Consider the following 24,909-nt stretch of genomic DNA (forward strand, 5'->3'; position numbering starts at 1 on the left):
GCGGCAGGTCCAGCAGGTACCCACCGGAGCGGCGGACCAGCGCGTCCGAAGCCCCGGCGGCGGTCAGGACCCGGCGGATCCGAGCGAGGTAGACGCTTGATCCCTGCGCAGCTCGGGCTCCGGCGGAAAACCTGACCTGGTCCAGCCTTTCGGCGGACCCCTTCCGGCTTTGTGGCTTTCTCGGACAGTTGACTGGACCCTGGGCGACAATTCCCCTGAAACGGTCACTTCAGGGGGTCTGGGTATGCCGCATTTTCCGGTCAACCATCCGGCACGGCCGCTCTACCGGGTCCTCTCCGGGCTGATCGGCGTCTACATCCTGGTCTTCGGCGTGTGGGGCGTCGCCGAGACGATCGGGGACCCGCTCTTCGCTCGTAACAGCACCTGGGCCCTCGGGCTCCGGACCAACCTGGCCTTCTCGCTGGCCTCGGTGATCTTCGGGGTCGTCCTGATCATCGGGGCCTCGCGGCGTACCAACCTCGGCCACTACATGAACCTCACGGCGGGCGTGGTGTTCCTGGTGACCAGCATCCTGATGATGTCGGTGCTGCAGACCGGAGGGAACTTTCTCAACTTCTCGATGTCGACAGTGATCGTGTCGATGCTGTTCGGCCTGATCCTGCTCGGCACCGGCCTCTACGACAAGGTCGGCCCACCGGAATCCGCCGAGGCGGAGTTGGAGCACCGTAAGCACCCGGTGGCCGACGTGCACCGCCGCTGATCGGGGTCAGTTGCGCCGCGCGGTGATCAGCGTCGGCTTGGCCTCCAGGTGCGACAACCCGTTCCAGGCCAGGTTGACGAGGTGCGCCGCCACCGTCTCCTTGCGCGGCTTACGCACCTCCAACCACCAGCGACCGGTCAACGCCACCATGCCGACAAGCGCCTGCGAGTACAACTCGGCGAGCTTCGGGTCGTACCCGCGGCTCTTGTACTCGGCGCCCAGGATGTGCTCGACCTGGTGCGCCACGTCGTTCATGACGCTGCTGAAGGTGGCCGTGCCGGACATCAGCGGCGACTCGCGGACCAGCACCCGGAAACCGCTGGTCTCCTCCTCGATGTAGGTCAGCAGGGCGAGCGCCGCCTGTTCCAGGAGCTCCCGCGGATGCCCGGCGGTCAACGCCGTGGTGATCCGGTCGAGCAGGGCCCGGACCTCCCGGTCCACCACCACCGCGTAGAGCCCTTCCTTGCCACCGAAGTGCTCGTACACCACCGGCTTGGAGACCTTGGCGCGGGCCGCCACCTCCTCGATGGAGGTGGCGTCGAAACCGCGTTCCGCGAAGAGTTGCCGGCCGGTCGCGATCAACTGCTCCCGGCGTTGGGCCGCCGACATGCGGATCCGGGAGGGAGGTTTGGCTTTCGGTGCCGCCGTCGGCGTCGTCCGTCGGCCGCCGACAGCTGCCGCCGGCTCGTCGCTGACCTCAGGCATGTCGCCGCCTCGCTGGCGCTCGGTGACGCCCTGCCGTGGAATGGTTCCTCCGCTGTGCCCGTTCACGTCGTCGCCTAACTGTCGGGCGGTTCGACCGCCCTGACACGCCGTTCGACCGTACCCGGATCGGGCTCGGCTCCCGCCGGCCGAGCCGCCTGGTGCCCCCGCATGGCTCGGTCACCCGGCCATCCTGCCAGGCGGCATCCTCGTGCACCGCCCGGTTTCAGCGGGGTGCGACCGGCTTCACCAGCTTGGCCGCGAGGCGCTCGGGCTTTGGCCAGCGCACCTGTGTTGCCGCGCCGGTCTTCTCGAACAACCAGATCACCCGGGCGGAGATGTCCACCTGACCGCGCAACACGCCGTGCCGGGCGCTGGTCGGGTCGGCGTGGTGCAGGTTGTGCCAGCTCTCGCCGAACGACAGGATCGCCAGCGGCCAGAAGTTCGACGCGCGGTCACCCTGGCGCATCGCGAAAGGACGCTCACCGTAGACGTGGCACACCGAGTTGATCGCCCAGGTGACGTGGTGCAGGAGGCCGATGCGGACCAGCCCGGCCCAGAAGAACGCGGTCAGCGCGCCCTGCCAGGACCAGGTCACCAGGCCGCCGATCAGCGCCGGGCCGAGCAGCGAGATGGCCACCAGCGCGGGGAAGAGTCGGTCGACCCGGCTGATGTCCCGGTCGGCGATGAGGTCCGGTGCGAAACGCGCGCGGTTGGACAGCTCCCGGCGGAAGAGCCAGCCCACGTGTGCGTGGAACAGGCCCCGGGTCAACGCCCAGAAGCTGGTGCCGAAGCGCCACGGCGAGTGCGGGTCACCCTCCAGGTCGGAGAACGCGTGGTGGCGCCGATGGTCGGCGACCCACTGAATGATCTCGCCCTGTACCGCCAGCGAACCCGCGACCGCCAGAGTCACCCGCAGCCACCGCTTGGCCTTGAACGAGCCGTGCGTGAAGTAGCGGTGGAAGCCGACGGTGATGCCGAGCCCGGAGACGACGTACCAGACGAGGCCGATGATCACGTCGGTCCAGCCGAGCCAGCCGCCCCACGCCACCGGAACGGCGACCAGCAGAGCGACGAAGGGGATCACCACGAAAGCCCAGAGGGCGGCCAGGATGCCGGGGGACTGGCTGCCGTCGGTGAGCGGCTTGGGGCCGGATCCGGCGGTGTTGGGATCGAGTACAGCAGTGGACATGGGACCTCGCAGGGGGATGGTAACGATCACTAAGTTACGCCTACGTCACCGTAACTTACGGCACCGTAGATCGCATCTGGAAGTTTGAAATCGCCTTCGCGTAACTGTATGAAGTCGCAGGTCAAACGGTCCGGTCGCGGAGACCCGACCAACCCGGTCCGAGGGTGGCCGAGGTGCGGGCCGACCACTCCCTGGACCGTTCACGGCATCGACCGCTCGCCGTGCGGTGGGATGAGCGCTGGCGCCCGACGGCCGGGGCGCTAAGGTGTAGCGGCGAGGTGTCCATCCCTCGTGCGACGTGCTCGCGTCGGTGATCGGCCGTGGTGTAATTGGCAACACCCGGGTCTTTGGTACCCGTATTTCAGGTTCGAACCCTGGCGGCCGAGCTGCCCACCTGCGTCCGTTTTGGGGCCCGGTGGGGGTAAGAGGGAAACGTGCCGGGCCTCGCGGCTAGCATGGCCGCGAGAGTGTCCGCCGTCCCGACGGGAGCCACGTCGTGCCCCAGCCCCACCTCCGTACCGTCGTCGTGCTTGCCGCCGGTGAGGGCAAGCGGATGAAGTCGACACTGCCCAAGGTGCTGCACCCCCTGCTCGGCCGGACGCTCCTCGGTCACGTGCTGAGCGCCGCCGCCCCGTTGGGCGCTGACCGCACCGTCGTCGTGGTGGGGCACGGCGCCGACCAGGTGCGGGCGCACCTGTCCGAGATCGCCCCGGACGCCACTCCGGTGCTCCAGGCCGAGCAGCTCGGCACCGGGCATGCCGTACGGATCGCGCTGGAGGCCGTACCGGAAGGTGCCGGCACCGTCGTGGTGATCAACGGTGACGTGCCCCTGCTGCGGCCGGAGACGGTGGGCGCGCTGGTGACCGCGCACGAGGAGGCCGCCGCGGCGGCCACGGTGCTGGCCGCCGAGGTGCCCGACCCGACCGGCCTCGGGCGGATCGTCAGGGACGCCGACGGGCGCCTGGAGCAGATCGTCGAGGAACGCGACGCCGACCCGACGCAGCGCGCGATCCGGGAGATCAACGCCGGCATCTACGCGTTCGACGCGGTGCGGCTGCGCGAGGCGCTGGGCAAGCTCTCCACCGACAACGACCAGGGCGAGGAGTACCTGACCGACGTCTTCGGCCTGCTTCGTTCCGCCGGTGAGCCGGTGGCGGTGCACGTCGCCGTGGACCACGTCGAGACGTTGGGCTGCAACGACCGGGTGGAGCTGGCCACGCTGCGGCGGCTGCTGCGCGACCGGATCAACGAGGCGTGGATGCGCACCGGGGTGAGCCTGCTCGACCCCGCCACCACCTGGATCGACGTGACGGTCGCGCTGGACCGGGACGCGGTGATCGACCAGAACACCCAGTTGCGCGGCGGCACGGTGATCGGCGCGGGCGCGCTGATCGGGCCGGACGTCACCCTGATCGACACGATCGTCGGCCCCGCCGCGTCGGTGATCCGCAGCCACGCCGTCGGCGCCGAGGTGGGCGCGGGCGCGACCGTCGGGCCGTACGCGTACCTGCGGCCGGCCGCCCAGCTGGCCGAGAAGGCGAAGATCGGCACGTTCGTCGAGGTGAAGAACTCGCAGATCGGCGCTGGCGCGAAGGTGCCGCACCTGACGTACGTCGGCGACGCGACGATCGGCGAGCAGACCAACATCGGCGCCGCGTCCGTCTTCGTGAACTACGACGGGGTCAACAAGCACCGCACGGTCATCGGCAGCCACGCGCGGACCGGTGCGGACAACATGTTCGTGGCGCCGGTCGAGGTGGGCGACGGGGCGTACACGGCGGCTGGTTCGGTGATCGTCGACGACGTGCCGGCCGGGGCGATGGGCGTCGCCCGGGCGCGCCAGCGCAACATCGAGGGCTGGGTCGTCAAGCGACGCGCCGGCACTGCCGCGGCGGAGGCGGCGCAGCGGGCCCGCGACGCGAAGGGTGCGGCCGGTACGACTGGTGTTGCAAGCCACAGTGAGGCAATCCACGGGGCGACCGAGACGGTGGGCGGCGCATCCGGCGCGGGAGATACTGCAACCGAATAGTCCCCGACCCACCACCACCGGGTCGGGTACCGCCGACATAACGGGAGCAGACGGGCCCATGGGCAGCATCGTCGCCGAAAACCGCAAAAGCCTGATGCTCTTTTCCGGACGTGGCTTTCCGGAGTTGGCCAAGGAGATCGGCGAGGTGCTCGGCGTCGCGCCGACGCCCGCCGACGCGTACGAGTTCGCCAACGGCGAGATCTTCGTACGGTTCAAGGACTCGGTACGTGGTTCGGACGCCTTCGTGGTCCAGTCCGTCACGCACGGGGTGAACACCTGGGTCATGGAGACCCTGATCATGGTGGACGCGCTGAAGCGGGGGTCGGCCAAGCGGATCACCGTGGTGCTGCCGTTCTACCCGTACGCCCGCCAGGACAAGAAGCACCGTGGTCGGGAACCGATCTCGGCCCGCCTGGTGGCGGACCTGCTGAAGACCGCCGGCGCGAACCGCATCCTCACCGTCGACCTGCACACCGCGCAGATCCAGGGCTTCTTCGACGGCCCGGTGGACCACCTCTTCGCGATGGACATCCTCGCCGAGTACGTGGAGCACAAGTACGCCGGACGGCCGATGACGGTGGTGGCACCGGATTCGGGCCGGGTGCGGGTGGCCGAGCGGTGGACCGACCGGTTGGGCGGGTGCCCGCTGGCGTTCATCCACAAGACCCGTGACCCGATGAAGCCGAACCAGGTCGTGGCGAACCGGGTCGTCGGCGAGGTGGAAGGCCGGGTCTGCCTGATCGTCGACGACATGATCGACACCGGTGGCACCATCGCCAAGGCCGCGGACATCCTCAAGGAGTCGGGCGCGGCGGAGATCGTTGTCGCGTCCACCCACGCGCTGCTGTCCGACCCGGCCACCGAGCGGCTCAAGAACAGCTCGATCAGCGAGATCGTGGTGACGAACACCCTGCCGCTCCCGCCGGAGAAGCAACTGGACAAGCTCACCGTGCTGTCGATCGCGCCGCTGCTGGCGCGGGCGATCCGCGAGGTCTTCGACGACGGTTCGGTGACCACCCTCTTCGGTGGCCTGAGCTGAGCCTGAGCCCCGTTTCCCCACTCGGCGTGCCGGTGGGGGGGCGGGGCTGTCAAACTGGTGGAAACGGGGCCGGCACGCTGGTGGGAACGCCACCGACGCGCCGGTCTTGAGCCGTGATCGGGGACTGCCGGAAACCCTGGAAACAGCTCGGGTAGACTGGTGCGGTTGCCACGGCGAGGGTGCCCGGCGGGCCGCTGAAAAGCGCCGCACGGAGGCACCGTCATCGACGCGGTGCTCCGGGCAGTCGTTCATGACGCATGAGCCCCAGCGAGCCCCTCGCCCAGCACCGTTAGACGACAAGCCGCCGCAGCGAAAAGCATCAGGAGTTTCCCCGTGTCCGAGGTAAAGATCAGCGCCGAGCCCCGTACCGAGTTCGGCAAGGGTGGTGCCCGCCGTACCCGCCGGGCCGGCAAGGTGCCTGCCGTGCTGTACGGCCACGGCGAGAAGCCGAAGCACATCGCGCTGCCGTCGCGGGAGTTCGCCGCCGCGATCCGCAAGGGCGGTGCCAACCAGCTCTTCGCGATCGACATCACCGACGGCACCCAGGTGCTGGCGCTGCCGAAGGCGATCCAGCGTGACCCGATCCGCGACACCTTCGATCACGTCGACCTGATCCTGGTCCGTCGGGGCGAGAAGGTCACCGTCGAGGTCCCGGTCCAGCTGACCGGCGAGGCCGCCCGGGACACCCTGATCGTGCACGACCACGACACCCTGTCGGTGACCGCGGACGCCACCAAGGTTCCGGACCACCTCGAGGCGTCGATCGAGGGCATGGAGGCGGGCACCCAGGTGACCGCCGGCGATGTCACGCTGCCCTCCGGCGTCGAGCTGGCCGCCGACTCGGATCTGACCGTCGCGTCGGTGACCGCCGCCCCGACCGCCGAGCAGCTCGAGGCGACGCTGCCCGACGTCGAGGTTGCCACCGACGAGGCCGAGGCCGAGGTCGGCGAGACCACCGAGGGCTCCGAGGGCGCGGACGAGGCCCCGGCCGAGGGCGCCGAGACGACCGAGGCGCGCACCGAGGCCTGATCGGTTCGTACTGTGCGACAGGCGTCCCCGGATGTTCGGGGGCGCCTGTCGGCATATCGGGAGTCGCTGCGTTGGGCGTCGGAGAGGACGGGTCGTGACAGACGAGGCGGGGCCGTGGCTGGTGGTCGGCCTGGGCAACCCGGGCCGGGAGTACGCCGGCAACCGGCACAACGTCGGGTTCATGGTGGCGGAACTGCTGGCCGGGCGGGTGGGTGCGCGTTTCGGCCGGCACAAGCGGGCGGTGGCCGAGGTGGCCGAGGCGCGGCTGGGGTTCGGCGGGCCGAAGCTGGTGCTGGTCAAGCCACTGACGTACATGAACCTGTCCGGCGGGCCGGTCGCTGCCCTGGCCCAGTTCTACAAGGTGCCGCCCGCGCAGGTGATCGCGGTGCATGACGAGCTGGACATCGACTTCGGCCAGGTGCGGGTCAAGTTCGGCGGCGGCGAGGGCGGGCACAACGGCCTGCGCTCGATGTCGAAGTCGTTGGGGACCAAGGACTACGCCCGGGTGCGGTTCGGCGTCGGCCGACCGCCGGGACGGCAGGATCCGGCGGATTACGTGCTGTCGGATTTTGGCGCGGCCGAGCGCAAGGAGTTGGATTTCCTGGTGGACCGGGCCGCCGACGTGGTGGAGTCGGTGATCGTCAAGGGCGTGGAGCCGACCCAGAACCTCTACCACGGCGGCTGAGCCGGGCGGGGCGTACCCGAATCGGAAACGGCGGGCCGGTAGTCTGCGCCTTTCAGCGTGCCGCGACCGGCGACGCGAGTCGCGGCGGATCGGCCCGTGCGGGCAGCGCGGCGAGGCGACGGGAGCGGACAGATGAGCAGTCCTCCGATGATCGATGGCGCGTTCGCCCGATGGTTGGCGTCCCGGGCTGGGCAGGCGCTGCTCGACCTGCGCACGGAGATGGGTTTCGCCGACGGCGGTGCGCTGAAGTCGGCCGGGGACAAGGTGTCGCACGACCTGATCCGCACGGAGTTGGCGAAGTGGCGTCCGGGTGACGCGGTGCTCTCCGAGGAGGACGAGGGGTCGCGGTTGGCCTGGGCCGCGGAGGTGAACACCGGCGCGGTGTCCCGGCTGAACGCGGACCGGGTGTGGATCATCGACCCGTTGGACGGCACCCGGGAGTTCTCCGAGGAGGGCCGCTCGGACTGGGCGGTGCACGTGGCGCTCTGGGCGCGCAACGCGCCGAGCCCGCACGGGCTCGTCGCCGGGGCGGTGGGGTTGCCGGCGCAGCACCGGGTGCTGGGCACCGACTACCCGCCGGCGTACCCGCCGATGACAGTGGAGGCGGCGACGGCCGGCGAGCGGAAGATCCGCCTGGCCGCGAGCCGGAGCCGTCCGCCGGTCTTCCTGACCGATCTGGCCGAGGACGTCGGGGCGCACCTGGTGCCGATGGGCTCGGCCGGCGCGAAAATCGCCGCAGTGGTCACCGGCGAGGTGGACGCGTACATCCACGCAGGTGGGCAGTACGAGTGGGACTCGGCGGCCCCGATCGCTGTGGCGACGGCCACCGGACTGCACGCTTCCCGGATCGACGGTTCTGCGCTGAAATACAACGAGGCGGATCCGCGGCTGCCCGACCTCCTGGTCTGCCGCAAGGATCTCGCCACCCGGTTGCTTGCAGCGCTGCAGAAACATTCCGGGTAGCCTGAGCGCACTTTCTTGACATGTCCGACCGGAAAGGTCTGGAAATCGGATGAGCGAGCGAATCGAGCCGGTGTCATGACCACCCCCGCGGCGTACCAGGTCTCCCACCTGGACGCCTTGGAAGCGGAGAGCATCTTCGTGATGCGCGAGGTGGTCGCCGAGATGGAACGCCCGGTGATGCTCTTCTCCGGTGGCAAGGACTCGATCGTCATGCTGCGGCTCGCGCAGAAGGCGTTCGCCCCCGCCAACATCCCCTTCCCGGTGATGCACGTCGACACCGGGCACAACTTCCCCGAGGTCCTGGAATACCGCGACCAACGGGTCGCCGAGCTGGGTTTGCACCTCGTGGTGGCGAGCGTGCCGGAGGCCCTGGCCAGCGGCATGGTCCGGGAGTCCGGTGACGGCATGCGCAACCGGATCCAGACACCGGTGCTGCTGGACGCGGTGGAGAAGCACCGCTTCGACGCGCTGTTCGGTGGCGCCCGCCGGGACGAGGAGAAGGCCCGGGCGAAGGAGCGGGTGTTCAGCTTCCGCGACGAGTTCGGCCAGTGGGACCCGAAGAACCAGCGGCCGGAGCTGTGGTCGCTGTACAACGGCCGGCACCACCCGGGCGAGTCGATCCGGGTCTTCCCGCTGTCCAACTGGACCGAGCTGGACGTGTGGCACTACATCGCCCGGGAACGCATCCCGCTGCCGTCGATCTACTACGCGCACGAGCGCGAGGTGATCGAACGGGACGGCATGTTCTACGCCGTCAACGAGTTCTTCCGCCCCCGCGCGGGTGAGGAGCGGTTCAAGGCACAGGTGCGCTACCGCACCGTCGGCGACGCCTCCTGCACCGCCGCGGTCCGCTCCGACGCGGACACCGTGGAGAAGGTCATCGAGGAGGTGGCGGCCACCCGGATCACCGAGCGCGGCGCCACCCGTGGTGACGACCGGGTCAGCGAGGCCGCCATGGAGGACCGCAAGCGGGAGGGCTACTTCTGATGAGTACCGAGATCGTGGCCGCCGCGAGCGCGGACGCGCGGGCTGTTGCCGGCGCCGGGCCGGAGGCCCGGCCGATGGACCTGCTGCGGTTCGCCACCGCCGGCAGCGTGGACGACGGGAAGTCGACCCTGATCGGGCGGCTGCTCTACGACACCAAGTCGCTCTTCACCGACCAGTTGGCCGCCGTGGAGGCGGTCAGCGCGGCCCGCGGTGACGAATACACCAACCTGGCGTTGCTCACCGACGGTCTGCGTGCCGAGCGGGAGCAGGGCATCACCATCGACGTGGCGTACCGGTACTTCGCCACCCCCCGGCGCAAGTTCATCATCGCCGACACCCCGGGCCACATCCAGTACACCCGCAACATGGTCACCGGCGCTTCGACGGCGGACCTGGCGTTGATCCTGGTGGACGCGCGTAAGGGCCTCGTCGAGCAGTCCCGCCGGCACGCGTTCCTCTGCTCGCTGCTGCGGGTGCCGCACCTGGTCCTCTGTGTCAACAAGATGGACCTCGTCGACTGGTCGCAGGAGGTCTACGAGCGGATCGCCGACGAGTTCACCGCCTTCGCGGCGAAGCTCGACGTACCGGACCTGACAGTGGTGCCGGTCTCCGCGTTGCGCGGCGACAACATCGTCACCCGGTCGGACAACATGCCCTGGTACGAGGGTCCGTCGCTGCTGCACCACCTGGAGCGGGTGCACATCGCCAGCGACCGCAACCTGGTCGACGTCCGGTTCCCGGTGCAGTACGTGATCCGCCCGCAGTCCACCACTGTCACCGACTACCGCGGCTACGCCGGCCAGGTCGCCTCCGGCGTGCTGAAGCCGGGCGACGAGGTGATGGTGCTGCCCTCCGGCTTCACCAGCCGGATCGCCGCCGTGGAGACCGCCGACGGGCCGGTCGCGGAGGCGTTCCCGCCGATGTCGGTGACGGTACGACTGGCCGACGAGATCGACATCTCGCGGGGTGACCTGATCTGCCGGCCGAACAACGCGCCGGCGGTGGCCCAGGACATCGAGGCGATGGTCTGCTGGATGGACGAGACTGCCCCGCTACGGGTCGGTGGCCGGTACGCGATCAAGCACACCACCCGGTCGGCGCGGGCGATCGTGCGCGGGTTGCACTACCGGCTGGACATCAACTCCCTGCACCGCGACGAGTCCGCCGACGAACTGCGGCTCAACGAGATCGGTCGGGTGCGACTGCGCACGACGGTGCCGCTGCTGGCCGACGAGTACCGCCGTAACCGCACCACCGGCGGCTTCGTCATCATCGACGAGGCGACCAACCGCACGGTAGGCGCCGCCATGATCGTCGAAGCGAGCTAATCCCAACCCGCGCCGCAACCGCCGCCGCCCCCCGCCCCCCGCGCACCCCGCCCCGCCTGAGAGAGGTGATCAAGAGGTTCGCGTCAGGATCCGGGCTCGAATTGACGCAAACCTCTTGATCACCGCCGGCCCCGGGTGGGGTGGGGGTGGGTGGGGTGGGGTTAGGGCAGGCGGGTGGCGCCGGGGGAGGGGAGGACCGTCACGGTGCCGGGGGCGGTGAAACCTCGTTGCGCGTACGCGTCGGACACGGCAGCGGCCACCGCGTCGGCACTGTCGGCCTCGATCAGCGCGAGTACGCAGCCGCCGAAGCCGCCGCCGGTCATCCGGGCGCCCAGCGCGCCGGCTGCCAACGCTGCCTCGACCGCGGTGTCGATCTCCGGGACGGTGATCTCGAAGTCGTCGCGCATCGAGACGTGGGAGGCGGTCAGCAGCGGGCCGATGTCGCGGACCCGGGCGGCGCGGAGCAACGCCACCGTGTCCAGTACGCGCTGGTCCTCGGTCACCACGTGCCGGACCCGTCGCCGGGTCTCCTCGTCGTCGAGCCGTGCCAGCGCGGCGTCGAGCTGGTCGATGCTCACGTCCCGCAGCGCTGTGACACCGAGCGCGTTGGCCCCGGCCTCGCAGGAGCGACGGCGGGCCGCGTACTCCCCGTCGGCGTGGCGGTGCGGCGCGCGGCTGTCGATGACCAGCACAGCCAGCCCGTCGGCGTCGAGGTCGAACGGGATGTGCTCGACCGACTCGTCCCGACAGTCCAGGAAGAGGGCGTGCCCGGCGCGGCAGCGGATCGCCGCGGACTGGTCCATGATGCCGGTCGGCGCGCCCACGTAGACGTTCTCCGCCCGTTGCGCCAGCCGGGGTTGCAGTTCCGGGGCGAGCTCCAGCTCGCCGAGGTCGAGCAGGGCGGCCAGCACTGCCGACTCCAGCGCGGCCGAGGAGGAGAGCCCGGCGCCCAGCGGCACGTCGGAGGCGATCGCCAGCCGGGCGCCGGGCACCGGGTGACCGGCCTCGCGTAGCGCCCAGACCACACCCGCGACGTACGCGCCCCAGCCGGAGACGCGACCCGGCTCGGCGACGTCCTCCGCGCCGAAGGTGATCGACTCGCCGGAGAGTTCGGACCAGACCGTCCAGTGCTCGCCGTCCTGCCGGTCGGCGGCGACGACCGTGCGCATCGGCAGGGCGAAGGGCAGCACGAAGCCTTCGTTGTAGTCGGTGTGCTCACCGATCAGGTTGACCCGCCCAGGGGCGGCCCAGCGGCCGGTGGCCTGGGCACCGAACTGCGCGGAGAAGCCGGCCGCGGCCCGCTCGGCGACATCACTGCTCGGGTGGGTCATGACTGGCCCAGGATGTGCGTGCGGTAGAACGCCCAGGCATCCCCGACCATGTCGTGCAGGGTCGGCTTCTGCGGCACCCAGCCCAGCTCGTCGCGGGCCAGTGCGGAGGATGCGACCAACTCGGCCGGGTCGCCCTCGCGGCGCGGCGCGACCTCGACGGGCAGTTGGTGCCCGGTGATTTCACGCACCACGTCGACGACCTGGCGGTTGGTGAAGCCGTTGCCGTTGCCCAGGTTGTAGATCCGGTGCTGACCGCCGGTGGCCGCGTCCAGCGCCAGCAGATGCGCGCGGGCCAGGTCGGCGACGTGGATGTAGTCGCGGACGCAGGTGCCGTCCACTGTGGGGTAGTCGTCACCGAAGAGCTGGAGCTTGTCCCGCCGGCCGGCGGCGACGTCCAGTGCGATCGGGATCAGGTGCGTCTCCGGGTCGTGTCGCTCGCCGAGGGTGATGTCGCCGTCGAGGTGGGCGCCGGCCACGTTGAAGTAGCGCAGCGACACGGCGGCCAGCCCGTGCGCGATCGCCTCGGAGGTGAGTGCCATGTCGGCGGCGAGTTTGGTGGCGCCGTACGTGTTGGTGGGTGCCTTGACCGCGTTTTCGGTGATGGGCAGCTCGGTGGGGTTGCCGTAGACGGCGGCGGTGGAGGAGAAGACTATCCGGGGCACCCCGGCGGCCCGGACCGCGTCGATCAGGGCGAGCGTGCCGATGGTGTTGTTCTGCCAGTACAGCTCCGGCTTGACCATCGACTCGCCGGCGGCGATCAGGGCGGCGAAGTGCAGCACCCCGTCGAAGCCGGCGTCCGCGGTGATGACCTGTGCAGCGTCGTGGATGGACGCCTCCACGTGGGTGGCGTCCGGGGCGAGGGCCTCGCGGTGGCCGGTACGCAGATCGTCCAGGATGACCACCTGGTGACCCGCGTCGAGCAGCATCCGGGTCACCACGCTCCCGATGAAGCCGGCGCCCCCGGTGACGAGCAGTTTCACGTCGTTGCCTCCTGCCTGGCCCGCCCGGGACGTGGCCCTTCGGTGATCACACTAGGGCGGTGGCCGGCGCTCTCGCCGTCGTCACCGCCAACCCCATTCCATCATAATCTCTCATGATTAAACAGAGCCGAACATCTCTCCGCCGCTCCGCGCGATCCCCGGTGCGGTGGGCCCACGGTGTCTACCATCTCTGTCATGCGGGAAGCGGCCCGTACCGGGCTCCGGCGAAACGCGCGGGCACACCCCCGCCGCGCCCCTGGCCCGCTCGCCCGGGGCGTCGCCCGGGTGCTGGTTCGCGCCGCGGATGGCGCCACCCGACTCGTCACCGACCTGCTCGGGACCGGTCCGACGGCCGGTCGGGAACACATCTCCGAGGCCGATCTGCGGGACCTTGTCGCGGCGAACACGGTGCTCGACCCGGACGAGCGACGGATCATCGACGAGGTCCTGGTGGCCGGTGCCAGTCTGATCCGCGAGGTGATGATGCCGCGCACCGAGGTGGTCTTCCTCCCGGCACGGATGACAATCGTCGAAGCCGCCCGACTGGTCCGCGCCGAAACCCACACCCGTTACCCGGTCACCGACGGTACGCACGACGACGTGGTCGGCTTCGTGCACCTCCGTGACGTACTGCTGCGCCCAGACGCCGACCCGTGCGTCACCGTCGGGGAGTTGGCCCGGGAGGTGAAGCGACTCCCGGACAGCAAACGGGTGCTCGCCGCGCTGACCGAGATGCGCCGGGAGGGTCAGCACCTCGCTGTGGTGGTCGACGAGTACGGCGGCACGGCCGGGATCGTCACGCTGGAGGACCTCATCGAGGAGTTCTTCGGCGAGATCCACGACGAGTACGACGCCACCCCGGACCCGGAGCGTGCCGGCCTGCCCGCCGTGGTGGATGGCCGCCTCAACCTCGCTGACTTCGCCGAGCGGACCGGGGTGGCCCTCCCCGCCGGACCGTACGAGACGGTGGGCGGGTTCGTCATGGCCGCGCTGGGCCGGCTCCCGGTGACCGGTGACGAGGTGCCGGTGCCGGGTGAGCCCGCCGAGGTCGGCGCACCCGATCCGGCCGAGCTGCCAGCCGGCTGGCTGCTGCGGGTGCTCACGTTGGACGGCCGCCGGGTGGCCCAACTCGCCGTCTCCGCCGCCCGCAGCGCCGACCAGCGCCGAGAGCAGGGCGCCGGCAAGCGCCTTGAGTACGACGCCGCGTCGGCCTCGGCGGGCGGCCCCGAGCCGGCTCGGGAGGCGGTGACGGGGCAGCACCGCCGGGTGACGGTCGGGCCGACGCGCCGGGTCGGCGCTGGCGAACCACGCGAGGTCAGCACCCCGGCACCGGCGGGCCGGAGCCGACCCGCCGGCCCGTCATGACGGACCGGGTTGCTTGCTGACAGAATTATCGCCATGTCCGACGTTCCCGCCCGGCCCCGCGTCTTCTCCGGCATCCAGCCGACAGCCGACTCGTTCCACCTCGGCAACTATCTCGGCGCGGTGCGGCACTGGGTGGCGCTACAGGACACCCACGACGCGTTCTACTGCGTGGTGGACCTGCACGCCATCACGGCGGGGCACGATCCGGCGCTGCTGCGCCAGCGGACCCGGGTGGCCGCGGCCCAGCTCTTCGCGGTCGGGCTCGACCCGGAACGCAGCACCCTGTTCGTCCAGTCGCAGGTGCCCGAGCACCCGCAGCTGGCCTGGGTGCTCGGCTGCATCACCGGCTTCGGCGAGGCCAGCCGGATGACCCAGTTCAAGGACAAGTCGCAGAAGCAGGGCAACGAGCGGGCCAGCGTCGGGCTGTTCACCTATCCGGTCCTCCAAGCCGCCGACATCCTGCTCTACCAGGCCAACGCGGTCCCGGTCGGCGAGGACCAGCGCCAGCACCTGGAACTCTCCCGGGATCTGGCCCAGCGCTTCAACTCGCTGTTCGGCGCGACGTTCACGGTGCCCGCGCCGCACATCGTCAAGGACACTGCCAAGATCACCGACCTGCAGGACCCGACCGCGAAGATGTCGAAGTCGTCGTCCTCGCCAGCCGGCATCATCGACCTGCTCGACGATCCGGCCCGGTCCGCGAAAAAGATCCGTTCGGCGGTGACTGACACCGGTCGGGAAATCGTCTTCGACACCGAGACCAAGCCGGGTGTGTCCAACCTGTTGACCATCTACTCGGCGCTCAGCGGCCGCAGCATCGACGAGCTGGTGGCCGCCTACGCGGGTCGTGGCTACGGCGATCTGAAGAAGGAGCTGGCCGAGGTGGTGACGGACTTCGTCCGGCCGATCCAGGAGCGCACCCGCGCCTACCTCGACGATCCGGCGCAGTTGGACAAGCTGCTCGCGGCCGGCGCGGAGAAGGCCCGCGCGGTGGCCGCGGCGACCCTGCGGTCCGCGTACGAGCGGGTCGGGTTCTTCCCGCCCGTGCGCGGCGAGTAGCTCCGCGGTACAGGTGGACGGCTCGGTGCTCGGAGGGGCGGCGCGAAGCGTGGATCGCAGGGGCGGGGTGCCGCCGACCGGCGACACCATCCAGATCGGCATCGCCGTGGACATCCCCGAGCCGTGGGGTGCCCTGCTCACCCGGCGGCGGATCGAGGCCGGTGATCCGCTGGCGGTGCCCGCGCACGTGACGTTGCTCGGGCCCACCGAGATCCGGACGGCCAACCTGCCGGCGGTCGAGCGGCACCTGGCCGCCGTCGCCGCCGCGCACCTGCCGTTCACCCTGCACCTGCGGGGCACCGGCACGTTCCGTCCGGTCACCCAGGTGGTGTTCGTCGCGGTGGCCGCCGGGATCAGCGAGTGCGAGTTGCTGGCCGCGGCCATCGCCGCAGCGCCGGGCCTGCACCGCGAACTCCGCTTCCCGTACCATCCGCACGTCACAGTGGCTCAGGACGTGGCATCGGAGGCCCTGGACCGGGTGTACGAGGATCTGGCCGACTTCTCCGCGATGTTCGAGGTCGACGGGTTCACCCTCTTCTCGCACAGCGGGCAGGCCAGGTGGCAGCCGCGTCGGGACTTCTGCCTCGGCACCTGAAACGCCGGCATTCGAGCCGTCAGCACCTGGAGCAGCGACGCGCCGGCCGGCGAGCATCGGGAGCCGGTTGCCACTACAGCGGTGGGAGATCGGCGAGGATGACCGCGTGAACGTGATCGGCCGGATCGAGACGGGCATCGACCGCTGGGTGAGCGCCGCGCGCCACCGGTCGGGGCTCTTCGATCACGTGTGGCGGGCCGGGGTGCTGTACGGCGAGGTGCTGGCTGGCCGGTTGGCCGCCGCGATCGCCTACTACGGCTTCTTCGCCGTGTTCGCCCTCGCCCTGGTCGCGTTCTCCGTCTTCGGCGCGATCCTGGAGGACAACGACGAGGTCAGCGCGGCGGCGGCCGACTTCCTCAAGGAGAATCTGCCGTTCCTGGACGCCGGGCAGATCGCCAACTCCAGCGGCACCGTCGGTGTGGTCGGCCTGGTCATCCTGGTCTTCACCGGGATCGGTTGGGTCGAGGCCATCCGGTCCTCGCAGCGGCTGATGTACCAGCTCAACCAGCAGCCGGGCAATCTGGTGGTACGGCGGCTCGTCGACCTGGGCGTGATGATCGGCGTCTTCGTGCTGCTCGGCGTCTCGGTCGCGGCGGTGGACGCGCTGGAGTCGCTGCTGCGTTTTCTGCTGCGCAGCACCGGCTCGGTGGGTCTGACCACCATCAGCGCGGTGCTCAGCGTGCTGGTCAACACAGTGCTCGCCACCGCGTTGCTGCTCGCCGTGCCCCGGCTGCGGATGAGCCGGTCCCGGCTGCGCCCGGTGGTGTTGCTCGTCGCTGTCGGCATCACGCTGCTGAACACCGTCGGCCGGTACTACGTGGTGCGGACCGAGCGGAACCCGGCGTACACCGTGGTGGCCGGCGCCGTCGGTCTGCTGCTGTACCTCTACCTGCTCAACCAGTTGGTGCTGTTCGGCGCGGCGCTCCTGGCGACCAGCACCACCGGCCGAGTGGTGGACCTGGCGGAGACCCCCGCCCCGCCGAAGGATGTCGACGAGGGCATCGACCCCGGTACGCCGGGCGGTGCGGGCTGATGACGGAAGGCGCGCAGGTGCTGATCTCGGTCGACGCGGACTCGTCGGTGCCCCCGTACGAGCAGGTGCGCGTGCAGCTCGCCGAGCTGATCGGCGACGGCAGGTTGCCGGTGGGCAGCCGCCTGCCCACCGTCCGGCAGCTCGCGGCCGACCTGCGGTTGGCCGCGAACACGGTGGCCCGCGCCTACCGGGAGCTGGAGGCGGCCGGGCTGCTGGAGACCCGGGGGCGCAACGGCACCTTCGTCGCCCCCGGGCGGGACGACGCCGTCGACCGGTTGCAGCGGGCGGCGGCCGGTTACGCGGCGGAGGCGGCCCGGCTCGGCGTGCCACCGGCCACCGCGCTCGCTCTGGTCCGCGCCGCCCTGGACGCGGTCCGCCCCGGCTGACCGGCTGCCGATCGACAGTCGGACGGGCGATAACTGAGCAGAACTGCGCCGCCGCTCGCGTTCGCGGACCATGATGAGCCGGTGGGCGCACTCATGACACTGGACCTGCCGGCGGACTCGCCGCTCCTCGGCCTGCCGTGGATCATCACCTTCGGTCCGCTCGGTGATATCGACGAGTGGGAGCCGGTGGTCTGCGGGCCGTACGAGCGACCGCACGCGTTGGCCCTGGCCGAGGCGGTGGTGGCCGAGGAGCAGTTGATGGCCGTGGTGGAGCCGTTGCTGCCGGCGCTGTCCGCCGACGAGATCCGCAGCGAGATCGCCGCCGCCCAGGTCGCCGCCGAGGATGAGGCCCGGCAGGTGGAGGGGGCCGACCTGTACGGCGACTTCGAGGACGTGATCGACGAGGAGTTGGACGCGGCAGCCGACGAGGCCGGCCACGGTGAGCCCGTCGAAGCGCCGGACGAGGCCGAGGTACGTGCCGGCTTCACCCGGATCGCAGCGTTGCTCACCGCGAAGTGACGACGACCTGGGTTGGGGTGCACGGACACCGGCGCCACGCGGAGCGGACTCCGCGCGGCGCCGGTGGCACCTCACCCCCCACCACAAGGGGCCGGTAGCCCAGTCGCCCGTCGGCGCGGGGCACGACGAACGACCAGGTCGAGAACGAGTTACCCGTTCAGCGCCGTTCCAACCAGACTGCCGCGTCAATTGGCAGCAGCCGGCCGGAGCCCTGTTCGGTGAGCTCGTCGCTGGCGACGAGCGGCTGACCGTACCCGTCGATCAGGACCGGCGCGCCGCTCATGTTGACGACGCAGGTCAGCACTGTCGCTCCGGCGGAGCGGGAGAAGGCCAGCACGCCCGGCTCGCTCGCCTGCCAGGTGACCCCGTCGGCGTCGAGGGCGAGCGCGGGATGAACGTGGCGGATCCGCAGCGCGGCCCGGTACAGCTCCAGGGTCGAGCCGGGCACGCCGGTCTGCGCCGTGACGGACAGTGCCCGCCAGAGCGCCGGGGCGGGTAGCCAGCTCAGCTCACTGCCGGCCGGTCCGAAGCCGTACGGAGCCAGCTCGCCGTCCCACGGGATGGGCACCCGGCAGCCGTCGCGGCTCTCGCCGGTGCGCAGGAACGCCGGATCCTGGCGGAGCTCGTCGGGGAGGTCGAGGACCTCCGGCAGGCCCAGTTCCTCGCCCTGGTAGAGGTAGGCGCAACCGGGCAGGGCGAGCATCAGCAGGCTGGCGGCCCGGGCTCGGCGCAGCCCTTCGACGCCGTCGCCGTACCGGGTGACGTGCCGCTGCTTGTCGTGGTTGGACAGCACCCAGGTGGTGGGCGCCCCGACGACGGTCGCCTCGGCCAAGGCGGTGTCGATCACCTTGCGGAATGAGTCGGCCGACCAGGTGGCGTCGAGGAAGTCGAAGCTGAACGCCTGGTGCAACTCGTCCGGGCCGATGTAGCGGGCCAGGCGCTGTGGCGTCTCGGCCCACGCCTCGGCGACCGCCATCCGACCGCCGGGGTAGCTGTCCAGGATGGGCCGCCACGCCCGGTAGATCTCGTGCACCTCGTCCTGGTCGAAGTAGGGCAGCCGGCCCTTGCCGAGCAGTTCGACCTGACGCTGGCCGGTGGTCATCGTGCTGAAGCCGACGTCCGGCAGCCCTTCCGCCTTGATCATGCCGTGCGCCACGTCGACGCGGAATCCGTCGACGCCCCGATCCAGCCAGAACCGCAGCACGTCCTCGAACTCGGCGCGAACCTCCGGGTGACGCCAGTTCAGGTCCGGCTGCGAGCTGTCGAACAGGTGCAGATACCACTCGCCGTCAGCCGTCCGGGTCCAGGCGGGGCCGCCGAAGATGCTCTCCCAGTCGTTCGGGGGCAACTCGCCGTGCGTGCCCTGACCGTCGGCGAAGAGGTAGCGGGCCCGCTCCGGGGAGCCGGGGCCGGCGGCGAGCGCCGCGGTGAACCAGCGGTGCGCGCTGGAGGTGTGGTTGGGCACCAGGTCGACGATGATCCGAAGGCCGTGGGCGTGCGCGTCAGTGATCATCGCGTCGAAGTCGGCGAGTGTGCCGAACATCGGGTCGACGTCCCGGTAGTCGGCCACGTCGTACCCGCCGTCGATCATGGGCGAGGTGTAGAAGGGGGTCAGCCAGAGCGCGTCCACACCGAGGTCGCGCAGGTACGGCAGGCGCTGCCGGATGCCCTGGAGGTCGCCGGTGCCGTCGCCGTCGCTGTCGGCGAAGCTGCGGACGTACACCTGGTAGACGACCGCAGAGCGCCACCAGTCGTCGTCGGTGGTGGTCTGCGGTGGGGTGGCGGTGCTGATCATTCGAGCAATATGCCGGCCCGCCGTTGCAAGAGTCAAGCAGATCTTGCGTAAGACAAGCGTGCGGGACTCGGCGCGACAGCCGTGGAGCCACGCACCACCAGCTCCGGGCGGAACAGGTACTCCGAGTGCGGGGCGCCGTGCCCGTTGATCTCGTCCACCAGGGCGCGGACGGCGGCCACCGCCATCGCGGTGACCGGTTGCCGCATGGTGGTCAGCGGCGGGTCGGTGAAGGCCATCAGCGGGGAGTCGTCGTAGCCGACCACGGAGAGGCCGCCGGGCACGTCGAGGCCGCGTTGACGGGCGGCCCGGATCGCGCCGAGCGCCATCAGGTCGGAGCCGCAGACCACCCCGGTGACGCCGCGGTCCAACAGGCGGCCGGCCGCCGCCTCGCCACCCTCCACTCCGAACAGTGACAGCTCGGCCAGCGGGCCCAGGTCGGCTTCGGCGACGCCGGCCAGCCGGGTCATCGCGGAACGCCAGGCGGCCACCTTGCGCTGCACCGGGACGAACCGGTCCGGGCCGGTGATCAGGCCGATCCGTCGGTGCCCGAGCGCGACCAGGTGCGCAACTGCCAGCTCGGCCGCCTCCCGGTCGTCGCAGGAGACGAAGGGCGCGCCGATGCCGGGCACGTACCCGTTGATCATCACGACCGGCAACGGCCGGGCGAGCAGCGCCCGGTAGCGGTCGTGGTTGGCGGCCGTGTCGGCGTGCAGCCCGGAGACGAAGACGATGCCGGAGACCTGCCTGTCCAGCAGCATCTCCACGTACTCGTCCTCGGTCACGCCGCCGGCGGTCTGGGTGCAGAGCACCGGCGTGAATCCACTCTGCGCCAGAGTGGACTCGATGACCTGGGCGAAGGCGGGAAAGATCGGGTTGTCCAGCTCCGGCACCACCAGGCCGACGAGACCGGCGCTGCGCTTACGCAGCCGGGCCGGCCGCTCGTACCCGAGCACGTCGAGGGCGGTGAGGACGGCCTGCCGGGTCTCCGGGGCCACGCCGGGGCGGTCGTTGAGCACCCGCGACACCGTGGCCTCGCTGACTTCGGCCTGCTGGGCGATGTCGGACAGTCGAGCGCGCATGGCGGCACTTTAGCCCACCGGCAAGTTCTTGCGGGGTCCTCTGCAAGCCCTTCCATTACTTGCAACGTCTTGCTAACGTCCCCGCAACACGCGAGAGCAGCGGCGCAGTATCCATGCGCCGATCGGCAAGAACTTCCAGACTTTCCACTGGCGAGCCGCCCGTCCCCGGCGAGCCGCCATGACGACAGGAGTACCGATGCGCATCCGTACCGCGGGTGTGGTCGCCCTCTTCGCCCTGGCGCTCGCCGCCTCAGGCTGCGGTGGCGACAGCGACGAGCCGGCCGCGAAGGAGACCCCCAAGGCCGCCGGCGGCAAACTGGTGATCTGGGCGGACGACAAGCGGACCGCCGCCCTCAAGCCGTTCGCCGAGAAGTTCGGCCAGGAGAACGGCGTCAGCGTCGAGGTCCAGGCCGTCCCGAACGAGGACCTTCAGAACAACTTCGTGACAGTGTCGAGCCAGGGCGGCGGCCCGGACGTGGTGATCGGCGCGCACGACTGGATCGGCAACCTGGTCCAGAACGGTGCCATCGACCCGGTGCAGCTGTCCGACCAGCAGAAGGCCGCCTTCAACGAGACCGCCGTCAAGGCCGTCACGTTCAACGGCCAGCTCTACGGCGTGCCCTATGCCCAGGAGAACCTGGCGCTGATCCGCAACACCGAACTGGCCCCCGAGGCACCGAAGACGATCGAGGACCTGGTCGCCACCGGCAAGCAGCTCAAGGCGCAGAAGAAGGTCACCGAGACGCTCTGCCTCCAGGTCGGCCAGAAGGGCGACGCGTACCACATCTATCCGCTGTACACCTCGGCCGGCGGTTACCTCTTCGGCACCACCGCGAACGGCGACTACGACCCGAAGGACCTGGGCGTGGGCAAGCCGGAGTCGATCGCCGCGTTCAAGAAGATCGCCGCGCTCGGCGAGAAGGGCGAGGGCGTGCTGAAGCGCTCGATCGCCGACACCAACTCGACCGCCACCTTCACTGGCAAGAAGTGCGCCTTCCTGGTCTCCGGGCCGTGGGCCACCGCCGACGTGAAGAAGGCCGGCATCAAGTACGACGTCTCCGCCGTTCCCGGCTTCGCCGGCGGCAAGGCGGCCGCGCCGTTCGTAGGCGTCCAGTCCTTCTACGTGGCGGCCAAGGGCAAGAACAAGGCACTCGCCCAGGAGTTCGTCGCCAACTACGTCACCACGCCGGAGCTGGCCGTGGCGCTCTACCAGGCCGACCCGCGCCCGCCGGCGCTGACCGCCGCGCTTGACCAGGTCAAGAGCAGCGACCCGGACCTGGCCAAGTTCATCGAGGCCGGCAAGAACGGGCAGGTGCTCCCGGCCATCCCGGCCATGGCCGCGATCTGGGACCCGTTCGGCAAGGCCGAGGCCGCCGTCATCGGCGGCGCCGACCCGACCAGCACGGTTACCGCGGCCGGCAAGACGATCGCCGGTTCGATCAAGTAATGAGCACACCGCTGTCCGGCCCGGGGCCTGCCCAGCAGGCCCCGGGCCGGGGGCCCGTCCGCACCGGGTCCCCGCGCACCACCCGTACCGCGCGGAACCACGCGCCGATCACCGCGACCGGCCTCGCCGCGAAGGTGATCCTGCTCGGCCTGGTGGCCGGGATCGCGATCTGGGCGGCCTTCCCGCTCGTGGCGGCCGAGAAGTGGGTCGGGCTGGCGGTGCTGGTGCTGACCACCGCCGCACTGTTCTATCTGTACCTGGGCCGCCGGCACGTCCCGGCGAAGTACCTCATCCCCGGCACGCTCTTCCTGATCGCCTTCCAGGTCGTGCCGGTGCTTTACACCGCGAGCACGGCCTTCACCAACTTCGGCGACGGCCACCGAGGCAGCAAGGACGACGCGATCGTCGCGATCCAGAGCTCCTCGGTCAAGCAGGTCCCGGGGTCCACCCAGTACCCGTTGTCGGTCGCCACCAAGGGCGACCCGGCCACCGGTGCCCTGGTCTTCCTGATCACCAAGCCAGGAACCGACACGGTCTCCGTCGGCGACGCCGAGGGCCTTCGCCCGCTCGATCCCGGCGCGGCCACCGTCGGCCCCGGCGGGAAGGTCACCGCGGCCGACGGCTACACCGTGCTGAACTTCAGCCAGGCCAGCGCCCGCAGCAAGGACATCACGGACCTGGTGGTGCCGACGGCCGGAGGCGCGCTGCGCTCGTCTGGCCTGTCCCGGGCGTACGAGGGCAAGGCCGTCCGGGCGTACGACGCGGGCTGCGACTGCGTCAAGGACAGCGACAGCGGCAGGACCTGGACCGCGGACGGCGAGGTCGGCGCGTTCGTCGCCGCCGACGGCGAGCGGCTGGCCCAGGGTTGGAAGGTGAACGTCGGGCTGTCCAACTTCACCCGGGTGCTCACCGACGAGCGGATCTCCGGGCCGTTCCTCCGCACGCTGATCTGGAACTTCGCCTTCGCCATCGGCTCCACCGGCGGCACGTTCATCCTCGGCATGGCGATCGCCCTGGCGCTGCACTCGCCCCGAATGCGGGGCACCAACCTCTACCGGATGTTGCTGATCCTGCCGTACGCCATGCCGTCCTTCGCGATGCTCCTGGTCTGGCGGGACATGTTCAACACCGACTTCGGGCTGATCAACAATCTGTTCGGGCTCAGCGTCGACTGGTTCGGGCAGGGCTGGTCGGCCCGCGCCGCGGTGATCCTGGTGCAGCTCTGGCTCGGCTACCCGTACATGTTCCTGGTGGCCACCGGCGCTCTACAGGCCATCCCACGGGAGTTGACAGAGGCCACCTCGGTCGACGGGGCGTCGCGCTGGCAGTCGTTCCGGGCCGTCACCCTGCCGCTGCTGCTGGTCGCGCTCTCGCCGCTGCTGATCTCGTCGTTCGCGTTCAACTTCAACAACTTCAACGCGATCTACCTGACCACCGAGGGTGCACCATTCCCGGCGGACAACCCCAGCAACGGCGCCACCGACCTGCTGATCACCTACACCTACCGGCTGGCGTTCGGTGGGCAGGCCGCACAGTTCGGCTTCGCCGCGGCCATCTCGCTGTTCATCTTCGCCATCGTCGCGGTGGTGTCGGCGGTCAGCTTCCGGCGGACCCGCCAACAGGAGGAGGTGTATTCATGACCATGCTCACCGGCGCCGCCGTCACGGGCGGCGCGAACGGCCCGGCGACGGTCGACCGCAACGCGGGCAGGCGTAAGAAGCGATGGTTCGCCGAGGTCGGCTGGCGGCACCTGGTCGGCCTGCTCGGCGTGCTGTTCAGTCTGTTTCCGCTCGTGTTCGTCGTCTCGGCGGCGCTCAATCCGCTCGGCACCCTGTCGTCCACCGAGTTGGTGCCGACCGGCGGGGTGTCGTTGGAGAACTTCGGGAACCTGTTCGCGCGCACCGGGTTCGCTGACTGGTTCCTGAACTCGCTGCTCATCGCCGGTGGGGCCGCGTTCGCCTCGGTCTTCCTCTCCGCGCTCGCGGCGTACGCCTTCTCCCGGATGCGGTTTCAGGGGCGACGGGTGGGGTTGCTGTCACTGCTGTTGATCCAGATGTTCCCGCAGTTCCTCGCGATCGTTGCGATCTTCCTGATCTTCGGCGCGATCACCGACCTGTGGCCGGCCATCGGCTTCAACACCCCGTGGGGTCTGTTGCTGCTCTACCTGGGTGGCGCGCTGGGCGTGAACACCTGGCTGATGAAGGGCTTCTTCGACACCCTGCCCCGCGAGCTGGACGAGTCGGCCACCGTGGACGGCGCCTCACACGCCCAGGTCTTCTTCCGGATCATGCTGCCGTTGGTGGCGCCGATCCTCGCGGTGACCGGGCTGCTCGCCTTCATCAACACCATCAACGAGTTCCTGATGGCGAGCGTCTTCCTCACCGACACGGATGCCAAGACCCTCGCGGTCGGCATGCGGGGCATGTTGCAGGGCGGCGAGCGGAACACCAACTTCGGGATCTTCGCGGCCGGCACCCTGCTGACCGCGATCCCGACGGTGCTGGTCTTCCAGTTCCTCCAGCGCTACATCGTCTCCGGGTTGACCTCGGGAGCCGTCAAGGGCTGAGAGGGGTCGGCGTTCCAGCGGCCGGTTGATCGAGTGATCCGCGTTCGTGGGCGATTCCCTCTACTACGATCCGTCGTTC

Annotated in this window: 23 protein-coding genes and 1 tRNA gene; 18 read left to right on the top strand and 6 right to left on the bottom strand. The window is 70.2% G+C overall.

Annotated elements, in window-relative coordinates; genetic code table 11:
- Positions 1-244: 244 nt before the first annotated feature.
- Entirely contained in the window at positions 245-721 is a 477-nt protein-coding gene (locus tag AB0B48_RS12590; RefSeq protein ID WP_357199912.1) for a DUF4383 domain-containing protein, read from the top strand.
- 6 nt (positions 722-727) lie between these two features.
- Here the strand turns inward: AB0B48_RS12590 and AB0B48_RS12595 are convergent, their stop codons facing one another.
- Both AB0B48_RS12595 and AB0B48_RS12600 read right to left on the bottom strand, forming a co-directional pair.
- Positions 728-1,426: a TetR/AcrR family transcriptional regulator gene (locus AB0B48_RS12595; protein ID WP_357199915.1), complete on the bottom strand. Its 699-nt coding sequence runs from the start codon at positions 1,424-1,426 to the stop codon at positions 728-730.
- A gap of 223 nt (positions 1,427-1,649) precedes the next feature.
- Positions 1,650-2,615 (bottom strand): acyl-CoA desaturase, encoded by a 966-nt coding sequence (locus tag AB0B48_RS12600; RefSeq protein WP_355010209.1) that lies wholly within the window; start codon positions 2,613-2,615, stop codon positions 1,650-1,652.
- A gap of 314 nt (positions 2,616-2,929) precedes the next feature.
- Here AB0B48_RS12600 and AB0B48_RS12605 point away from each other — a divergent pair.
- The 8 genes from AB0B48_RS12605 to AB0B48_RS12640 all read left to right on the top strand — a co-directional run bounded on the left by AB0B48_RS12605 (position 2,930) and on the right by AB0B48_RS12640 (position 10,675).
- Positions 2,930-3,001: transfer RNA gene (locus tag AB0B48_RS12605), tRNA-Gln, on the top strand.
- A gap of 110 nt (positions 3,002-3,111) precedes the next feature.
- Entirely contained in the window at positions 3,112-4,644 is a 1,533-nt protein-coding gene (gene glmU / locus AB0B48_RS12610) for a bifunctional UDP-N-acetylglucosamine diphosphorylase/glucosamine-1-phosphate N-acetyltransferase GlmU (RefSeq protein WP_357199919.1), read from the top strand.
- A gap of 58 nt (positions 4,645-4,702) precedes the next feature.
- Complete coding sequence (locus AB0B48_RS12615) at positions 4,703-5,683, top strand: ribose-phosphate diphosphokinase (RefSeq protein WP_030329105.1); 981 nt, start codon at positions 4,703-4,705, stop codon at positions 5,681-5,683.
- Positions 5,684-6,016: 333 nt separating this feature from the next.
- Positions 6,017-6,712: a 50S ribosomal protein L25/general stress protein Ctc gene (locus tag AB0B48_RS12620; RefSeq protein WP_357199922.1), complete on the top strand. Its 696-nt coding sequence runs from the start codon at positions 6,017-6,019 to the stop codon at positions 6,710-6,712.
- Between the two features lie 94 nt (positions 6,713-6,806).
- On the top strand, positions 6,807-7,397 hold the full coding sequence (gene pth, locus AB0B48_RS12625) for an aminoacyl-tRNA hydrolase (RefSeq protein ID WP_357199925.1): 591 nt from the start codon (positions 6,807-6,809) through the stop codon (positions 7,395-7,397).
- 132 nt (positions 7,398-7,529) lie between these two features.
- The gene (locus tag AB0B48_RS12630; protein WP_357199928.1) at positions 7,530-8,360 is read left to right on the top strand and encodes a 3'(2'),5'-bisphosphate nucleotidase CysQ; all 831 of its coding nucleotides are present in this window, start codon (positions 7,530-7,532) and stop codon (positions 8,358-8,360) included.
- A 75-nt stretch (positions 8,361-8,435) separates the two neighbouring features.
- Positions 8,436-9,347: a sulfate adenylyltransferase subunit CysD gene (gene cysD, locus AB0B48_RS12635; RefSeq protein ID WP_357199931.1), complete on the top strand. Its 912-nt coding sequence runs from the start codon at positions 8,436-8,438 to the stop codon at positions 9,345-9,347.
- A 74-nt stretch (positions 9,348-9,421) separates the two neighbouring features.
- A complete protein-coding gene (locus tag AB0B48_RS12640) occupies positions 9,422-10,675 on the top strand; it encodes a GTP-binding protein (RefSeq protein ID WP_355010213.1) in 1,254 nt (417 codons plus the stop codon).
- A 161-nt stretch (positions 10,676-10,836) separates the two neighbouring features.
- On the opposite strand, the gene galK is transcribed toward AB0B48_RS12640, so the two are convergent.
- Both galK and galE read right to left on the bottom strand, forming a co-directional pair.
- Positions 10,837-12,006, bottom strand: a complete 1,170-nt coding sequence (gene galK / locus AB0B48_RS12645) for a galactokinase (protein ID WP_357199934.1) — start codon at positions 12,004-12,006, stop codon at positions 10,837-10,839.
- Positions 12,003-12,986, bottom strand: coding sequence for a UDP-glucose 4-epimerase GalE (gene galE / locus AB0B48_RS12650; protein WP_357199936.1), 984 nt, complete (start codon positions 12,984-12,986; stop codon positions 12,003-12,005). The genes galK and galE overlap by 4 nt, the downstream gene beginning before the upstream one ends.
- A gap of 195 nt (positions 12,987-13,181) precedes the next feature.
- Here galE and AB0B48_RS12655 point away from each other — a divergent pair, with 195 nt between their 5' ends.
- The 6 genes from AB0B48_RS12655 (at position 13,182) to AB0B48_RS12680 (ending at position 17,943) form a co-directional block, all read left to right on the top strand.
- Positions 13,182-14,351 carry a hemolysin family protein gene (locus AB0B48_RS12655; RefSeq protein ID WP_357199939.1) on the top strand — a complete coding sequence of 390 codons (1,170 nt, stop codon included), beginning with the start codon at positions 13,182-13,184 and terminating at the stop codon, positions 14,349-14,351.
- 33 nt (positions 14,352-14,384) lie between these two features.
- Positions 14,385-15,410 carry a tryptophan--tRNA ligase gene (gene trpS, locus AB0B48_RS12660; protein WP_357199942.1) on the top strand — a complete coding sequence of 342 codons (1,026 nt, stop codon included), beginning with the start codon at positions 14,385-14,387 and terminating at the stop codon, positions 15,408-15,410.
- Positions 15,411-15,435: 25 nt separating this feature from the next.
- Positions 15,436-16,005 (top strand): 2'-5' RNA ligase family protein, encoded by a 570-nt coding sequence (locus AB0B48_RS12665; protein WP_357199945.1) that lies wholly within the window; start codon positions 15,436-15,438, stop codon positions 16,003-16,005.
- A gap of 106 nt (positions 16,006-16,111) precedes the next feature.
- Entirely contained in the window at positions 16,112-17,038 is a 927-nt protein-coding gene (locus AB0B48_RS12670; protein WP_357199947.1) for a YhjD/YihY/BrkB family envelope integrity protein, read from the top strand.
- A complete protein-coding gene (locus AB0B48_RS12675; RefSeq protein ID WP_357199950.1) occupies positions 17,038-17,424 on the top strand; it encodes a GntR family transcriptional regulator in 387 nt (128 codons plus the stop codon). The genes AB0B48_RS12670 and AB0B48_RS12675 overlap by 1 nt, the downstream gene beginning before the upstream one ends.
- A gap of 81 nt (positions 17,425-17,505) precedes the next feature.
- On the top strand, positions 17,506-17,943 hold the full coding sequence (locus AB0B48_RS12680; RefSeq protein ID WP_357199953.1) for a hypothetical protein: 438 nt from the start codon (positions 17,506-17,508) through the stop codon (positions 17,941-17,943).
- 157 nt (positions 17,944-18,100) lie between these two features.
- Here AB0B48_RS12680 and AB0B48_RS12685 read toward each other — a convergent pair whose 3' ends face one another.
- Positions 18,101-19,738 carry a glycoside hydrolase family 13 protein gene (locus AB0B48_RS12685; protein ID WP_357199955.1) on the bottom strand — a complete coding sequence of 546 codons (1,638 nt, stop codon included), beginning with the start codon at positions 19,736-19,738 and terminating at the stop codon, positions 18,101-18,103.
- 32 nt (positions 19,739-19,770) lie between these two features.
- Entirely contained in the window at positions 19,771-20,817 is a 1,047-nt protein-coding gene (locus tag AB0B48_RS12690; protein WP_357199958.1) for a LacI family DNA-binding transcriptional regulator, read from the bottom strand.
- A 196-nt stretch (positions 20,818-21,013) separates the two neighbouring features.
- Between AB0B48_RS12690 and AB0B48_RS12695 the strand changes: the two genes are divergently transcribed.
- From AB0B48_RS12695 to AB0B48_RS12705, 3 genes are read left to right on the top strand one after another with little or no spacing between them, the layout of a single operon-like run.
- A complete protein-coding gene (locus AB0B48_RS12695; protein WP_355010193.1) occupies positions 21,014-22,264 on the top strand; it encodes a maltose ABC transporter substrate-binding protein in 1,251 nt (416 codons plus the stop codon).
- Positions 22,264-23,904 (top strand): ABC transporter permease subunit, encoded by a 1,641-nt coding sequence (locus AB0B48_RS12700; RefSeq protein WP_357199961.1) that lies wholly within the window; start codon positions 22,264-22,266, stop codon positions 23,902-23,904. Before AB0B48_RS12695 ends, AB0B48_RS12700 begins: the two co-directional genes overlap by 1 nt.
- Positions 23,901-24,830, top strand: coding sequence for a sugar ABC transporter permease (locus AB0B48_RS12705; protein WP_357199964.1), 930 nt, complete (start codon positions 23,901-23,903; stop codon positions 24,828-24,830). Before AB0B48_RS12700 ends, AB0B48_RS12705 begins: the two co-directional genes overlap by 4 nt.
- The last annotated feature ends 79 nt before the right edge of the window (positions 24,831-24,909 follow it).

Origin of the sequence: Micromonospora sp. NPDC049089 (genome assembly GCF_040648775.1) — a bacterium.
GTDB lineage: Bacteria > Actinomycetota > Actinomycetes > Mycobacteriales > Micromonosporaceae > Micromonospora.

Bases quoted from the DNA above. Each gene is read 5' to 3' on its own strand.
- AB0B48_RS12685 (WP_357199955.1), bottom strand. From the start codon at position 19,738: ATGATCAGCACCGCCACCCCACCGCAGACCACCACCGACGACGACTGG.
- AB0B48_RS12695 (WP_355010193.1), top strand. From the start codon at position 21,014: ATGCGCATCCGTACCGCGGGTGTGGTCGCCCTCTTCGCCCTGGCGCTC.
- AB0B48_RS12615 (WP_030329105.1), top strand. From the start codon at position 4,703: ATGGGCAGCATCGTCGCCGAAAACCGCAAAAGCCTGATGCTCTTTTCC.
- trpS (WP_357199942.1), top strand. From the start codon at position 14,385: ATGTCCGACGTTCCCGCCCGGCCCCGCGTCTTCTCCGGCATCCAGCCG.
- AB0B48_RS12630 (WP_357199928.1), top strand. From the start codon at position 7,530: ATGAGCAGTCCTCCGATGATCGATGGCGCGTTCGCCCGATGGTTGGCG.
- cysD (WP_357199931.1), top strand. From the start codon at position 8,436: ATGACCACCCCCGCGGCGTACCAGGTCTCCCACCTGGACGCCTTGGAA.
- galK (WP_357199934.1), bottom strand. From the start codon at position 12,006: ATGACCCACCCGAGCAGTGATGTCGCCGAGCGGGCCGCGGCCGGCTTC.
- AB0B48_RS12640 (WP_355010213.1), top strand. From the start codon at position 9,422: ATGGACCTGCTGCGGTTCGCCACCGCCGGCAGCGTGGACGACGGGAAG.
- AB0B48_RS12675 (WP_357199950.1), top strand. From the start codon at position 17,038: ATGACGGAAGGCGCGCAGGTGCTGATCTCGGTCGACGCGGACTCGTCG.
- AB0B48_RS12655 (WP_357199939.1), top strand. From the start codon at position 13,182: ATGCGGGAAGCGGCCCGTACCGGGCTCCGGCGAAACGCGCGGGCACAC.
- AB0B48_RS12590 (WP_357199912.1), top strand. From the start codon at position 245: ATGCCGCATTTTCCGGTCAACCATCCGGCACGGCCGCTCTACCGGGTC.
- AB0B48_RS12705 (WP_357199964.1), top strand. From the start codon at position 23,901: ATGACCATGCTCACCGGCGCCGCCGTCACGGGCGGCGCGAACGGCCCG.
- AB0B48_RS12700 (WP_357199961.1), top strand. From the start codon at position 22,264: ATGAGCACACCGCTGTCCGGCCCGGGGCCTGCCCAGCAGGCCCCGGGC.
- AB0B48_RS12690 (WP_357199958.1), bottom strand. From the start codon at position 20,817: ATGCGCGCTCGACTGTCCGACATCGCCCAGCAGGCCGAAGTCAGCGAG.
- AB0B48_RS12595 (WP_357199915.1), bottom strand. From the start codon at position 1,426: ATGCCTGAGGTCAGCGACGAGCCGGCGGCAGCTGTCGGCGGCCGACGG.
- AB0B48_RS12600 (WP_355010209.1), bottom strand. From the start codon at position 2,615: ATGTCCACTGCTGTACTCGATCCCAACACCGCCGGATCCGGCCCCAAG.